Origin of the sequence: Mesorhizobium japonicum MAFF 303099, from assembly GCF_000009625.1 — a bacterium.
In the GTDB taxonomy this organism is placed as follows: domain Bacteria; phylum Pseudomonadota; class Alphaproteobacteria; order Rhizobiales; family Rhizobiaceae; genus Mesorhizobium; species Mesorhizobium japonicum.
Genome location: NC_002682.1, coordinates 110,837 through 123,618 on the forward strand (window position 1 = coordinate 110,837; position 12,782 = coordinate 123,618).

13 protein-coding genes are annotated in these 12,782 nt (G+C 60.5%); 5 read left to right on the plus strand and 8 right to left on the minus strand.

The window, feature by feature from the left end; translation table 11 throughout:
• Positions 1–11 precede the first annotated feature (11 nt).
• Positions 12–419, plus strand: a complete 408-nt coding sequence (locus MAFF_RS00600) for a hypothetical protein (protein WP_044547277.1) — start codon at positions 12–14, stop codon at positions 417–419.
• Between the two features lie 195 nt (positions 420–614).
• A complete protein-coding gene (locus MAFF_RS00605; protein ID WP_080511752.1) occupies positions 615–1,538 on the plus strand; it encodes an alpha/beta fold hydrolase in 924 nt (307 codons plus the stop codon).
• Between the two features lie 330 nt (positions 1,539–1,868).
• Here MAFF_RS00605 and MAFF_RS00610 read toward each other — a convergent pair whose 3' ends face one another.
• Together MAFF_RS00610 and MAFF_RS37295 are read right to left on the minus strand one after the other, a co-directional pair.
• Positions 1,869–2,558, minus strand: a complete 690-nt coding sequence (locus MAFF_RS00610; RefSeq protein WP_010916145.1) for a hypothetical protein — start codon at positions 2,556–2,558, stop codon at positions 1,869–1,871.
• Between the two features lie 395 nt (positions 2,559–2,953).
• The gene (locus tag MAFF_RS37295; RefSeq protein ID WP_010916144.1) at positions 2,954–3,643 is read right to left on the minus strand and encodes a hypothetical protein; all 690 of its coding nucleotides are present in this window, start codon (positions 3,641–3,643) and stop codon (positions 2,954–2,956) included.
• Positions 3,644–3,887: 244 nt separating this feature from the next.
• Here MAFF_RS37295 and MAFF_RS37300 point away from each other — a divergent pair.
• Together MAFF_RS37300 and MAFF_RS36825 are read left to right on the plus strand one after the other, a co-directional pair.
• Positions 3,888–4,654 (plus strand): IS5 family transposase gene (locus MAFF_RS37300; RefSeq protein WP_157865845.1). Its coding sequence is split into 2 segments (ribosomal slippage): positions 3,888–4,212 and positions 4,212–4,654, totalling 768 coding nucleotides; the frame shifts between segments, so codons are not numbered across the junction.
• A gap of 194 nt (positions 4,655–4,848) precedes the next feature.
• A complete protein-coding gene (locus tag MAFF_RS36825) occupies positions 4,849–5,370 on the plus strand; it encodes an EF-hand domain-containing protein (protein ID WP_044547279.1) in 522 nt (173 codons plus the stop codon).
• A gap of 664 nt (positions 5,371–6,034) precedes the next feature.
• Here MAFF_RS36825 and scpB read toward each other — a convergent pair.
• The 3 genes from scpB to MAFF_RS00640 all read right to left on the minus strand — a co-directional run bounded on the left by scpB (position 6,035) and on the right by MAFF_RS00640 (position 9,095).
• Entirely contained in the window at positions 6,035–6,712 is a 678-nt protein-coding gene (scpB, locus tag MAFF_RS00630; protein ID WP_010916140.1) for an SMC-Scp complex subunit ScpB, read from the minus strand.
• A 2-nt stretch (positions 6,713–6,714) separates the two neighbouring features.
• A complete protein-coding gene (locus tag MAFF_RS00635) occupies positions 6,715–7,671 on the minus strand; it encodes a DUF1403 family protein (RefSeq protein ID WP_010916139.1) in 957 nt (318 codons plus the stop codon).
• A gap of 401 nt (positions 7,672–8,072) precedes the next feature.
• Positions 8,073–9,095: a nucleotidyltransferase family protein gene (locus MAFF_RS00640; protein ID WP_044547353.1), complete on the minus strand. Its 1,023-nt coding sequence runs from the start codon at positions 9,093–9,095 to the stop codon at positions 8,073–8,075.
• Between the two features lie 213 nt (positions 9,096–9,308).
• Here MAFF_RS00640 and MAFF_RS00645 point away from each other — a divergent pair, with 213 nt between their 5' ends.
• On the plus strand, positions 9,309–10,406 hold the full coding sequence (locus MAFF_RS00645; protein WP_010916137.1) for a site-specific integrase: 1,098 nt from the start codon (positions 9,309–9,311) through the stop codon (positions 10,404–10,406).
• 39 nt (positions 10,407–10,445) lie between these two features.
• Here MAFF_RS00645 and MAFF_RS00650 read toward each other — a convergent pair whose 3' ends face one another.
• From MAFF_RS00650 to repC, 3 genes are all read right to left on the minus strand, one after another.
• Entirely contained in the window at positions 10,446–10,964 is a 519-nt protein-coding gene (locus MAFF_RS00650; protein ID WP_010916136.1) for an RES family NAD+ phosphorylase, read from the minus strand.
• Positions 10,961–11,362: an antitoxin Xre/MbcA/ParS toxin-binding domain-containing protein gene (locus MAFF_RS00655; RefSeq protein WP_341872699.1), complete on the minus strand. Its 402-nt coding sequence runs from the start codon at positions 11,360–11,362 to the stop codon at positions 10,961–10,963. The genes MAFF_RS00650 and MAFF_RS00655 overlap by 4 nt, the downstream gene beginning before the upstream one ends.
• A 136-nt stretch (positions 11,363–11,498) precedes the next feature.
• Entirely contained in the window at positions 11,499–12,704 is a 1,206-nt protein-coding gene (repC, locus tag MAFF_RS00660) for a plasmid replication protein RepC (RefSeq protein WP_010916134.1), read from the minus strand.
• Positions 12,705–12,782: the final 78 nt, after the last annotated feature.

Consider the following 12,782-nt stretch of genomic DNA (forward strand, 5'->3'; position numbering starts at 1 on the left):
GGAGAATCGCCATGAATAGCGCGGACCCGACCCTCCGGATTCAGCCTGAAGTGCTCGTTGCAATTAACGCCTTCCTCAACCAGGTCCAAAGAGACCTGAAACCAATTGCTCTCTCAGAGGCCCTGGCAGCAATAAGACAGATCTTTCCAGAACTGGAAATCTCCGACGCCGATCTTGCCGACGCCATCGCGAGTGAAGCTCTATCGGCTGGCGTCGGCATTGAGTTCGACGTGCTTAAGACGCGAAAGGTGCTCGAACGGAGGGCAATCGAAAGATGGGAGAATGAAGGTGGCGCTAGCGGAAGGAAGAAGAACTCAGATCGGGCTCAAAGCGACGCGGCGCAGCGAGCTAAAGCCGACGACACCAATGGCACGAAGCGACGGGCAAACGAATCTAAGGCGCGGCATCGGTTGATCTAACCAGGCCACTGGACCTGACCGGGAGAGATGTTGCCGTAATCGGCGCCGATCTCGTCCCGCAGCGGCGCCTATCACCGGCGCGTGCTCAAGGGAATTGAGGCAAATCAACTTGTTTCCAGGCAAGACAGGTCAATATTCACCCGTCCTTTTGTGGGCTTTTTTGCAACGAGTCGTACGGGAGGTTTCCTGCTGACCATGTTCATCGCCATGGCGGCGGCGGCCGGTGTGGTTTTCTTGCTTTACAGGACCGAGCTTGGTCCTAAGCGCGACGCCGCCAGCCGAAGCAGTCTTGTCGCCAACTTCGACATGGGTCCGATCGAATACGCCGATGGCGGTGCGGGCATTCCGCTCCTATCGATCCACGGCGGAGGCGGCGGCTTTGACCAAGGCCTTGCCCTTGCTGCCGATCTTGTGGGTGAGGGCTTTCGGGTCATCGCGCCGTCACGCTTCGGCTATCTGCGCACGCCCGTTCCGCAAGACCCCTCGCCAGCCGCGCAGGCCGATGCGCACGCGGCGTTGCTTTCCAAACTGAATGTTCCCAAAGCGGTGGTTGTCGGCGTTTCGGCAGGTGCGCGTTCCGCTGTCGAGTTGACACTCCGGCACCCCGACAAGGGAGCCGCTCTCATCCTGATCGTTCCAGCCCTTTATTCGCCCACCAGTCCGATCTCGATCGAAGTGGGCCGCGGCAACAGGTTCGCGTACTGGGCCGTCAACGCCGGCGGCGATTTCGCTTGGTGGGCGACCGAGAAGATCGCGCCTTCAGTGCTCGTTCGCTTCCTCGGCGTTCGACCGGCGCTGGTAGCGGCTGCGCCTCAGGCCGAGCGGCACCGCATCATGAACTTCGTCAGGAGCGTTGAGCCGTTGTCGCTGCGCTTTGTTGGAATCAATATCGATAGCGCCCCCGAGTTACATGAACTGCCGTTGGAAGAAATCACAGCGCCGACAATGATCATCTCCGCGCGCGACGACCTGTTTAACACGCTGCCGGCAGCTGAGTTCGCAGCACGCAAGATTCCCGGTGCCAAGCTGGTCATCTACAACACTGGCGGACATCTTTTGGTTGGACGGGTGCAGGAGGTTCGCGCGGCGGTTCGCACGTTTTGGCTAGCGCGGGGCTGATCCCGTCATCCGATAGCCCGAGACAGTAACACAATATCGAGACACTCTCCTGAGGGCCCTCGCCCCGCCAAAAGCAAAGATCGCACTCCAGCTTCAATATTCGCAACAACGATATCAATGTCGCTGGTGCTACTCGATATCAGCGGCGGCCCCGCATCATCAACGTGTCGCGGCTTCCCGCCCAATGGCGGGTCGGCCGCCACAGATAGGCGATGACTAGGCCGTGAACTCATAAATGCGGAATGAACGAGATGGGGTGGACAACGGCCTGTCCGCTACTGGCGATCAGAAGGGACAAGCCGGTCATCGGGTGGATGTCGGGTAATAGCCTTAGCCCTTTGTTTTGAAGGCACCGGAAGTTATGGATCGAATCAGAAGGTCAGGCGGGTTTTGGGTTCGCTGGCTGGGGTCAACCAAACGCACTGTGTAGAAGTCAGCAAGCCAGGGCAGGACCTTTTCGATCGCGCCATCGGTCACTGCCTCACCTGTGATCGTCAGGGTAACCTGTTTGAGTACTACGCCAGGTCCAAACGTCGCCGATAGGTTGTCAGGATCGACTCTCTTTATCGACTTTGGATTAGAGATATCGTCGAACGTGACAAAATCCGGATACTTGTTTCGGGCCACGACACGTGTCCCGCGGAACGTCTCCATTGCGCTGGCGCGGTGGTAGCCATTCGGTCCTACCTCCGGGAACGTGGAGAATGCACGATCCGTGCCGGACGCGTAGTCCAATATCGCAAATAGATACTTACCAGGTGACACCTCGACAAAAGCCGACTCCCCTTTGACATAGCTTTGGATGCCGCCCGCCGCCGAAATCGGGATCCATTTCGGTTCGGTGCTGGCATGAATTACAACAGTACTCCCGCCTGTTTTGGCGCCGGTCGGCGTATCAACCTCCAGAACAAGCTTCTGGTGCCATTCCCAGCTTCGGAAGCCGAGCAGCCTTCCGCCGAGGAACCAGACAGCAAGAACTGCCAACGCGACAATGGCGATATTTCTGCCGCCGCGTATCATGGACAGAACTCTCTCGCCAATTCAGCATTTGGCGCGCCGTGGCTTGGCCTAGTCTCAGGAACGGGGTTTGATGCCACAGCCAGAAACCCCGCGTGTCCGCCCCTGGCTTGCCGCCTGCCAGACCGCCGGTCGCGAAATCGCAGCGAAATCAGCCTTGTTGGCCGCGATCGACCGGTCTGTTTGACAGAAGCGCTCCCGGCCCTCGGCGCCGAGAGCCTTGCCGTATCGCTCTGTTGTACCACCGTCGCATCGCCTATCTGCGATCCAACTCCACCGAGACCGGTCATGCCTTCAGCATAGCCACGATTGTAGGCATCCATGGAAAGCAATAGGTTAAATAAATCCGGCGTCATATCCGGCTAACCTTTCTGCTCAAAATTGGCGATGGATCGATCTCACGGTGTCTTAAATGCCCCGGAGCTCAGAGAATTGGCTGGGCTTTCATACTTTCCCACATAAACAATTCCCTGACTCCCGTCGAATTGCGTTTTGTAGTAATCAGGAAGCCACGCTAGGATCTTTCCTATCGCCCCGTCTGTTACTGGCTCGTTTGTAATCTCCAAAGTAATACGCTTTAGGAATACGCCAGGACCAAATGAAGCTTCAAGATTATTAGGATCAACTTTTTCTACAGAGCTCGGATCAGAATTATTCAAAAATGTAAAAAGGTCTGGATATTTTCCGCGCCAAACAGTTCGCGCTTCCCGTACTCGCTCAATGGCATCCAATTGATCATACGCATTAACCCCCTTTTTTGCCGGAAAGGTAAATGCTGCCCGCTCTGCGGGAGAGTTAGAGTCAACAGTGGCGAAAAGGTACTTCCCAGGACTAATCTCTACGAAGGACGCTTCACCTTTGACCTCGCTGCGGATGCCGTCCGCAGCCGAAATCGGGACCCATTTCGGATCAGTGCTGGCGTGGATTGCAACGGTACTCCCGCCTGTTTTGGTGCCCGTCGGAGTGTCAACCTCCAGAACAAGCTTCTGGTGCCATTCCCAGCTTCGGAAGCCGAGAAGCCGCCCGCTGTACAACCAGACCGCTAGCAGCGCCATTGCGACAATGACGGTGTTTCTGCCGCCGTGCATCACTGGTAGAGCCCTCTCGCCAAAACACAATTAAGCGCGACATGACTTGGCCTAGGATTGGGGCCGGGATTTGAGCAAAAGTCAGAAATCACGCCTATCCGCCATAAACCGCCGGACATGCCATCAATCTTACCCCCAAAGTGCTGAAAACTGATCAAAGTCGAAAATAGAATTTGAACGACCGCAATGGGTCGTTTCCGACTGGCGGCTTTTATATTGCGGCGCAATCTGATTCAGGCTCCGCATGAGCCGATATGACCTGACCGACTTCGAGTGGCGCGTGATCGAGCCGCTGTTGCCCAACAAGCCGCGAGGAGTGCCGCGCGTCGATGACCGGCGGGTGCTCAACGGCATCTTCTGGGTGCTGCGATCCGGTGCGCCATGGCGCGACCTGCCAGAGCGATACGGTCCACGCACCACCTGCTACAACCGCTTTGTCCGATGGCGGAAAGCAGGTGTGTGGGACCGCCTCATGGCTGACATTACCAAAGCTCATGATGGCGAGATTCAGATGATCGACAGCACCTCCGTCCGGGCCCACCAGCAGGCTGCGACGGCAAAAAAGGGGGTGCTGATAACTGCCTCGGTCGATCGCGCGGCGGGCTCACAACCAAGATTCATGTCGTAGTCGACGCGCAGGGGCTCCCGATCCGGCTCGGGCTGACGGCAGGACAGGCGCATGATGGGCAGATCGCCGACATGCTGCTTGACCATCTTGGCCCCCGCACCATCGTGCTGGCGGACAAGGCCTATGACGCCGATCGCATCCGCGATCTGATCCAGCAGCAAGGCGCCACGCCCAACATTCCCCCGAAGAGCAATAGGCGATGGAAGCCCTGCTTCAGTAAGCGGCTCTACCGCAAGCGTAATCTGATCGAGCGCTTCTTCTCCAAGCTGAAGCACTTCCGCCGCGTCGCCACTCGCTATGACAAGCTCGCCACCAACTTCCTCGCCATGGTCCAGCTCGCCTCAATGCGGCTCTGGCTGCGCGCTTATGAGTCTACGGCCTAATTCGCCGCCGTACTTTCAAGAGGTCGCTCACAGGGAATGGTCCGTTCCGCGCCCGGCTTCGCGCCGGCGCGCCTAATTGCACATGCTTGTTCTACGCGACAGTCATCGGCTGACCTCAGAGGAACCATGAGAAGAGCAGCGGGTTTGGATTGATGCCGACACGTTCGGCGTATCCATCGTCCAAGGAGGACATAATGAGACCAGCAACCGCAACTATGGCCGCTACCGTGATGGTGACACTGTTGGCCTCGCCAGCGCTGGCACAGATGAACGGGACACCCACACCAGCTGCACCGGCACAGCAGCAGGGAGCCGAACAATCTCCGGGAAACGCCCAGACCCAGGGCTCCATGCGCGAAATGATGCGTCAGATGATGCGTGAAATGATGCAGGAAAGAATGCAAGAGGACCGCAACACCCAAGCAGAACGGAGCGGCGGCGGCCGATGGCACCGCGACTTCCGAGAGGGTCCGCCTGAAGGGCGCAGCATGAGGGAAGGCCGTCATGTTATGGGAGCCAGGATGATGCATGGCGCAGGGATGCGCATGATGTTTGCGATAATGGACGCCAATGGCGATGGCGCGCTGTCGCAGAACGAGGTTCAAGATTTGGTTGGACGGATATTCAACGCTGTCGACAACAATGGCGATGGCAATATCGACATGGAAGAAATTCAAACTTTCTTCCATGGCGCGTCCGATCAGCCACCCGAATAATCCATTCGCCGGTGTCCCGGGGGTTCAGCCTTGCCCGGATCATCCCCTGGCGCCGACAGGAGGCCTAGGATGCCGACATCGAAGCCTTCGGTCGTTCCGTCTGGATCATAAACCCGGATTTGCTTGCCGCGCGGATACGAGATGTTGAGGGTTGGAACTCGACGCGGCCAATCTTGAAGCTGTCCGGCGCATTGAAAACTGCCTCGAGGCCTCGGTCCGCGCCCATCAAACAGTCGGCGTAGAAACAGTGCTGTCAACCGACAAGTACCGACGTCTGGTTAGCCTGGCGTAGAGCCTCTGCTTCGAGGTCCGGCTCATCTACGTGCTTTTGGCCACGCCGCAGCTTACCGTTGAACGTGTTCGGCTACAGATCAAGAAAAGCGGTCATGCAGTTCCGGAACACAAGATCGTGCAGCGCTACACAAAATCGCTTGCGCAGATGCCCTGGTTTCTAGAGCAGGCTGATCAAACTTGGTTGTTCGACAACTCAGGCGCTACCCCGCAGCTAATCGGCAAAAAAGCTGGAAGGAATCATTTCCATCGACGAGGAGGCTACTCCAGCCCTCGTGGCTGCCATAGAGACGATCCAATCCGAACCCGTGAAATAGGCGCGGGAAGTCCTGGTCGCTAAGCGAAGCCTCGATCGGAAACTATTCGCCCGTTGTTAATCAGGCCCCTCTCGGTCGCCGACCAGTTCCGACATGATGTCGCCAGCAAGCAGCTTTTCCTTCGACAGCAGCCCGGCGTCCTCGAGCGCCTCGAAATCCGGCAGCTGGCGCAGCGTCTCGAGCCCGAACTGCGACAAGAAAGTCTTCGTCGTCACATAGGTGTAGGGGGCTCCGGGCTTCGGGCTCCGCGGCCCCGAGGCGATCAGCTCCTGTCCCCGTAGCACGCCGATCAGATCGCGCGACACCTCCTTGCCGAAGAAGGCAGACAGCTCGCCACGCGTGATCGGCTGGAAATAGGCAATGCACATCAGCACGAGCGCCTCCGACTGCGACAGTTCTTTTGTCGCCTTCCCGGCGGTGCCGAAGGCGGCGTGGATGATGTCTCCAAAGGCCTTTTTAGTCCGGTGCTGCCAGCCGCCGGCAACGGACACGAGCTCGTAGGGGCGGCCTGCGAGCTCGGCGCGGATGTCGTCGATGACCAGGTCGAGATTGCAGCTTTTGCTGACGACGCGCGCCAGCACCTCGCGCGGCACCGGTTCATTTGCCGCAAAGATCACCGCCTCCACCCGGCCCATCCACTCACGCCAGCGCAGTTCTGGCGGCAGGTGATCGAGCTCGGTGTCAAGCAGCGCCGGCTGATCGTTCGGCTTGTGGCGGGCAAAGGCTTCGCTCATCGCTACAACCCGAACAGCCGGAAGGTGGGACGGCCGGAGAGCTCGCGCACGGCTTCCAGTTGCTGCAGCCGCTCGAACAGCCGCCGCGATGCAAAGCGCGACAGATCCTTCGTCGTCAGCGATCCTGAGACAGCGTCTTCGTTGAGCAGCAGGAAGATCACCTCGCCGGCGCCCTTGGCGCGCAATTTCGGCGCCACCGCCAGGAGTTTTTCGGCGCGGCGCGACAACTCGTCTGCCAGCCGGCAGGCCTGCGCCGCCGCCTGAACAAAGGCCACGCAGACCGCGCGCTCAAAATCTCTCTCCGCGGGTCGGATGCGCTTGCCGCCGCCGGCCTCGGCGCGGAAGGACGGGCCAAAGGCCTGCGCCATCAGGAGCGGCAGCGGCCGCGGCCAGCGCAGGCTTTGCGCCAATACCAGGTCGGCGAGCCACCAGGCCAAAAGCTCGGCATTGGGACGCATGGCGACGACGCGAGAGGCGATCGCCGCGGCGGCGAACGGCGCCGGCCACTCCGATCGCGCCAGGTCGTCGATGTGTTCACTAAGCGCGGCCAGCGCCTCGACATCCCAATGGAAGCCAAGCTGGTCGAGTATCTTCACGAGCCGGTCAGGCGTAGCGACGGGCGGCTGCCCGGCCAACTGCCGCCAGGCGCCAAAGATGGTGCCGGCGGGTCCGGGGTGGGCCCCGGCCTGGCGCAGATACCAAGCGTCTCGCAAGGCGGCCGCGTCCTCGGCGCGGCCGGCGAGCCGCATGCTGGCGGCGGCGCAATCGAGCGCCAGCCGCTGCCGCCAAACGCCGGACCAGGCAGGCTGCGCGCGGGCGAGCGTGTCGAGGACACCCAGGGCGGCGCCAGCCCGGAAAGCGGCGTCGCCGTCGCTCGGCGCGCCGGCACTTGTGATCGCCCAAGCCGGAACGGAGGGAGGCGCAGAGGAGCTAGCGGTCGAGGGATCAAGGCGAATCATTGATTTTGGAGGGTAAAGCGCTCGTGCGCTTTGTGCCATGATTTTCGCATCAAAACGCACAGCCTGTCGGTGGGCCGAAACGAATGATAATGTTGCATTATCATTCGTGTCTGAAATGGCCGTTTTCGCGCGGGTTTCACCGGCGTACAGCCTCTTTTCGCCGTCAGATCGACGACAAGTCGCGTTCATTGGGCGGACCGGGTAGCGCTTGATCCACGGACAGCGGGCGGCAGTCAGCCGCTCTGGTCGAGCGGAATGCCGAAATCGACGTCAATCGGGCTTCCGGACGGACTCTCGCACTCCAGGCGGAAATGTCGCGCACGATCATGGAGAGCCCTGCGCATAACGGGCGATCTGGCGCCTTCGCGCTTTGGTTCACCAACCACTTTCCGGCGCGGCAGCTATCGCATCATGTCGCCAAGGGCAGCCTGCAGCGGTGGCGAGCGCTCCAAGGTGGCCGCAATCCTGTCCCGCCAGCGCTTGCCGCGCGCCAGGGCGTCCTCGAGAGCCTCGCGCAGATCGTCCGGCCTGTCCGTAGCAAGCACTTCGATCAGGAATTCGGCCTGCAGCCGGTCCTTGATGGATTTTAGGCTGTCCGGCCCGTCCCGGCGGCGGTCGGCGACGATGAGCTTATGGATTGCGAAGCGTTCCGGCCGCGGAATTTGCACGAGCACGCCGTCGCGATAGGTAACGGCTGCTAGCATCGGCTCTGCCAGGAGATAGTTGAGGTGATGCAGCGATTGGGCGTGGACGCCGAGCGCCGGCAGTGGACGCAGTCCCTCCTCCTCGGCGAAAGACGGCGTCAGGAATTCGACGAGTGTCTCGCTCCGCGTTTGTTTCCAGCGCCAGGTCTTGCCGGGGTCCATCGTCGGCGCCGGTTCGAACGAGAAATCCTTGAGGACGCTTTCGAGCGGCGCCGACACACTGTCGTCCAGCGCGATCGAGAGTCGCTCGAAGCTGGCTATGTCGACGTCGTTCGTTTGGGCAGTCTGGTCAAGGGTGAAGCGGACGCCGAGCTCGCCTTCGTAGAGGCGGAACGCCTGAGTTCCCACGACAGTGCCGCCGAGGCGGAAAACGCCGGCGGAAGCGAATGCATGCAGAATGCTGCCGGTCGCGGCATCGACGCCAAGGAATCTTTCCGCGCGTAGCAGGCGGACCAGCCGGGCGCGATTGCGTCGACGATTGTCGCGGTCGTCGCGCAGTGCTTTGATGCGTTGCATGCGAAGGCGAAGTTCCTCGCTATCTTCCCCGATATAGGTTTTCTTGACGTCCGAACCGACGCGGTAGGTATCGTACCAATAGACGCGGCCGTTGCGGTCAATACGCGTCGGCGTTCCGCGGATCTCCGCCGCGACTTCGTCGTGCAGGGACGACAGAAGATCGTGGTAGGCCGAATGGGCGAGCGGCGAATGGCGCGTTATCATGATGCTCAACAAAAAATGTCGTTGTTGAACATAGCCCATGTTCAACGAAAATGAAAGCCGTTGAACATCATACCGCCGCGATCCGACCAGGGCATATTTCGGGGACGTTCCAGCCAATCGTCCCCGACATGATATGGTGCGAATCATAGTTGAGGATTCGCGAGATTGCCCGAACAAGACGACCTGCCTGATATCGTGGAGATCGTCCACGCCATGGGCCGAGATACCGCTGAAGAGTCAAATGCGCATGCGCGGTTGACGGCCGCCAGGAATGATCCCTCCCCTGCCCTGCCGGAGCAAAATCCTGTCGACCGGCTGCGCTTTCCCGGCCACCTCGAGCACCTCGCCGATCGCGCCCGCGACTATGTCGAGGCGGCGAGTTCCGCCAATACCCGCCGCGCCTATAGCTCGGACTGGAAGCATTTTGCCGGCTGGTGCCGGCGCCAGGTCGTCGAGATGTTTCCGCCAGATCCGCAGGTCGTCGGCCTCTACATCACCGCTTGCGCCTCCGGCAAGGCGACCGGCGACAAGAAACCTAACTCGGTGTCGACGATCGAACGCCGGCTTTCCTCCCTGACCTGGAACTATGCGCAGCGCGGCCAGCCGCTCGACCGCAAGGACCGGCATATCGCCACCGTTATGGCCGGTATCCGCAAAACCCACGCGTTCCCTCCCCGGCAGAAGGAAGCGATCCTGCCCAAGGATTTGATTGCCATGCTGGAGACGCTTCCCCGCGGCACCCTACGCGGTTTGCGCGACCGTGCCATGCTGCTGCTCGGCTTCGCGGGCGGCCTGCGCCGCTCGGAAATCGTCGGCCTCGACGTGGCCAGGGATCAAACCGAGGATAGTCGTGGCTGGGTCGAGATCCTTGAAAAAGGGCTGCTCGTCACCCTGCGCGGTAAGACTGGCTGGCGTGAGGTCGAGATCGGTCGCGGCTCGTCCGACGCTACCTGCCCAGTGGTGGCGCTGGAGATTTGGCTGAAGCTTGCCCGCGTCGCCCACGGCCCGCTGTTTCGACGCGTCACCGGCCAAGGCAAGACAGCGGGAACTGATCGGTTGAACGATCAGGAAGTCGCCCGCCTCGTCAAGCGTGCGGCACTGGCTGCAGGCGTGCGAGGCGAATTGTCCGAAAGCGAGCGGGAAATGAAGTTTTCAGGCCACTCGCTGCGCGCTGGTCTGGCCTCCTCGGCCGAGGTCGACGAGCGATATGTGCAAAAACAGCTTGGCCATGCCTCGGCCGAGATGACCCGACGCTATCAGCGCCGGCGCGACCGGTTCAGAGTCAACCTCACCAAGGCAAGCGGTTTGTAGGCCCTGACAAGCCCCCTCCCCTGCCCTTCCACGAGCCCACTATGACCAAGACAACTGGTCCTTCGGCAACCGGCCGCTCGGATCGAAGACAGTTACTTTATGCGGAAGGTCCGGACCCCAGTCCCAAAGGACAAGGTTACGATCCTCATCATGGGCACTTGGCGCGAAGCTTGGGACCACAATTCCGGCAATATCGCGAGACCGCAGCCGGTCGTAGATGGACCCGGACGCCGGGCGCTCTGCGTCGGACATGGCCGTCGCCCAGGCGCAGGCCATGTCCTTGAGCGCTATGGCGAATTCTCCCCTCGCCTCTTCCGTCGTCAGATCCACGATGTCGTCGCAGTCGACCTCATAGGAGCAAAGGACACAGGGATCGATCCGGTGCGCAAAGCCCTGGTTGGCTTCCTTGATTGCTGTCATGATTGTCAGCGCCAGATAGAGCGCCGGCACGCCTTTGGGGTTGAACCGTGCGCCTCTGATCGCCGCTCCATCACCGGAAGTCGGCTTGAATGCCCAGCGTGGATCGTGTGCCCTGTAACAGGTTCCGGCGAACCTCACGCAAAACCACCGACTGCCATGTGATCTAGATAATCACGGACCGCGGCGGCCTTGCCATCCTTCACCAGCGCTTCGGCAGTGCGTCCGCCAAATGCCGGAAGCGGCTGAGCCCGATACCAGGCCATCGCCTGTTCCTTGCCGCCCGCCCAATCGCTCACGCGGCTGATGATCTCGAGCATTTCGCGCAGACGCCCCTGGGTCTTTGCCGCAGCGCTGCGCTCTGAGCGATAGAGTGTCTCACGCGCAAGACCGGCGGTCTGGGCCAACTGACCCTTGGACATGCCAAAACCGTCCGCGACCTGCTCGATCGCAATCTTCCCGTTCCGATCCATATAGGACAAGACGAGCGGCCCATTCTGCTCGGCTGCCTTGAGTGCATGGCCCACAGTGTTCACCATATCAGGAGTCATGTTTCTTGTGCAAAAGATATGGCATTCCTGAACAGCTTTCAAGCCCGGGAGCCCACCGCCGGTAGGTGGCCGCATGCCGTCACCTAGAGCGCCGAGCAACCTGCCCCACGAACCTGTACCTCAATCATCCCGTCATCCTCGTTGCCGGGCCATTGGCCTTGAGCGCGGCCATCAGCATCGGTCCGACCGAGAACTCCCCTGCCCTCGCCTTTTCCGTCAGCACGCGCAGATAGCCACCGGCCGAATTGATGTGCTGTGCCCGTTGCAGAATACACGCAATCACAATCGCGGCGACTTCCTGACCCATCACATGGCAAGCCTCCTCATAGGCCGACGGTGAAACCCCAAGGTAGCCGCGCACCTGGGCCGCGGTGAGCATCAAATCGCGCCAGCTGGCGATCCCGTTGACAGCATAGCCCGCAAACTCGGGGCAGGCCTTCAGCACCAGTCCAATCGGATAGCTTTTCAACCGCTCGTCCGGTGCCGGTCTTGGCTCAACGGCCGCCCTGCTTTTTTCGAAAGCCGGTTCAAATACAAAAATGGAGTCTGTGTTTGAATCAGATTGCTGCCGCTCATTTTGGGACTCATTGCCGCTAGGATTCGTGGAACTTGTGAAGCTTTCCAGCATCCTATCCACTTCATCGTGGAGCACGACCAGCTCGGCAACGATCCCTTCAAGCTGTGACAGCCCCGCCCGGCGCGGAATTGCATCCACGATGGACCGAAACCGCCTCCAGACGCCGCCCCAGTCGCCCGGAACCCCTTCCTCGATCGCCGCCTCGACCAGCTTCTGAATGTCCCTGCGATGCAGCGTGATGCGCTCCCGCATCAATTTCAGCGCCTGGCACTCGGCGCGGACCTGCTCGGCGGCGCGCTGAAACTCCGCCGCCCGTGCCAGCAGAGGCGCCAACGAGAACCCGAAGACCTCCATGACAGCACCACCCTGCCCCTTACGAGCGAATCTTTTGCCGTTCGGACTATCGCGGCGAATGATCAGGCCGCAACTCACCAGCTCGGCCAGGTTCCTTCTCAGCGTCGAATCGGCCATGCCGTGCGCCCGCAAAGACAGCTGTGCGTTCGACGGGAAGACCATCAAGCCGTTTTCCTCGCTGATCTGGTCGTCAGGATAAAACGTCAACAGCCCGCTCAGCACCGCCAGGGCACGATCGCCAACGCCGACGATCGACTTGCCCTCGCATAGCCACCGGTAGACCTGCCATTTCTCAACGGCGGCCCCTTTCGGAATCTGCCGCGACGCGGCATTGGCCTTCACCAAGGCAAGCGTCATCGGCCGCCGCCCAAAAGGCGTCGTCGCAAACCCACTCTCCATTTCCCTCACCTTTCACGAAGGCAAAAGAAACCTGCTCGCCGAAATGGCGCCACGACTCTTGACAGTGATTCGGGGAAG

What these genes read in the sequence shown, in the direction of transcription:
- MAFF_RS00600 (WP_044547277.1), top strand. Translation starts at nt 12, where the DNA reads ATGAATAGCGCGGACCCGACCCTCCGGATTCAGCCTGAAGTGCTCGTT.
- MAFF_RS00635 (WP_010916139.1), bottom strand. Translation starts at nt 7,671, where the DNA reads ATGATTCGCCTTGATCCCTCGACCGCTAGCTCCTCTGCGCCTCCCTCC.
- repC (WP_010916134.1), bottom strand. Translation starts at nt 12,704, where the DNA reads ATGGAGAGTGGGTTTGCGACGACGCCTTTTGGGCGGCGGCCGATGACG.
- MAFF_RS37295 (WP_010916144.1), bottom strand. Translation starts at nt 3,643, where the DNA reads ATGCACGGCGGCAGAAACACCGTCATTGTCGCAATGGCGCTGCTAGCG.
- MAFF_RS00605 (WP_080511752.1), top strand. Translation starts at nt 615, where the DNA reads ATGTTCATCGCCATGGCGGCGGCGGCCGGTGTGGTTTTCTTGCTTTAC.
- MAFF_RS00645 (WP_010916137.1), top strand. Translation starts at nt 9,309, where the DNA reads ATGGGCCGAGATACCGCTGAAGAGTCAAATGCGCATGCGCGGTTGACG.
- MAFF_RS00640 (WP_044547353.1), bottom strand. Translation starts at nt 9,095, where the DNA reads ATGATAACGCGCCATTCGCCGCTCGCCCATTCGGCCTACCACGATCTT.
- MAFF_RS36825 (WP_044547279.1), top strand. Translation starts at nt 4,849, where the DNA reads ATGAGACCAGCAACCGCAACTATGGCCGCTACCGTGATGGTGACACTG.
- MAFF_RS00655 (WP_341872699.1), bottom strand. Translation starts at nt 11,362, where the DNA reads ATGGTGAACACTGTGGGCCATGCACTCAAGGCAGCCGAGCAGAATGGG.
- scpB (WP_010916140.1), bottom strand. Translation starts at nt 6,712, where the DNA reads ATGAGCGAAGCCTTTGCCCGCCACAAGCCGAACGATCAGCCGGCGCTG.
- MAFF_RS00610 (WP_010916145.1), bottom strand. Translation starts at nt 2,558, where the DNA reads ATGATACGCGGCGGCAGAAATATCGCCATTGTCGCGTTGGCAGTTCTT.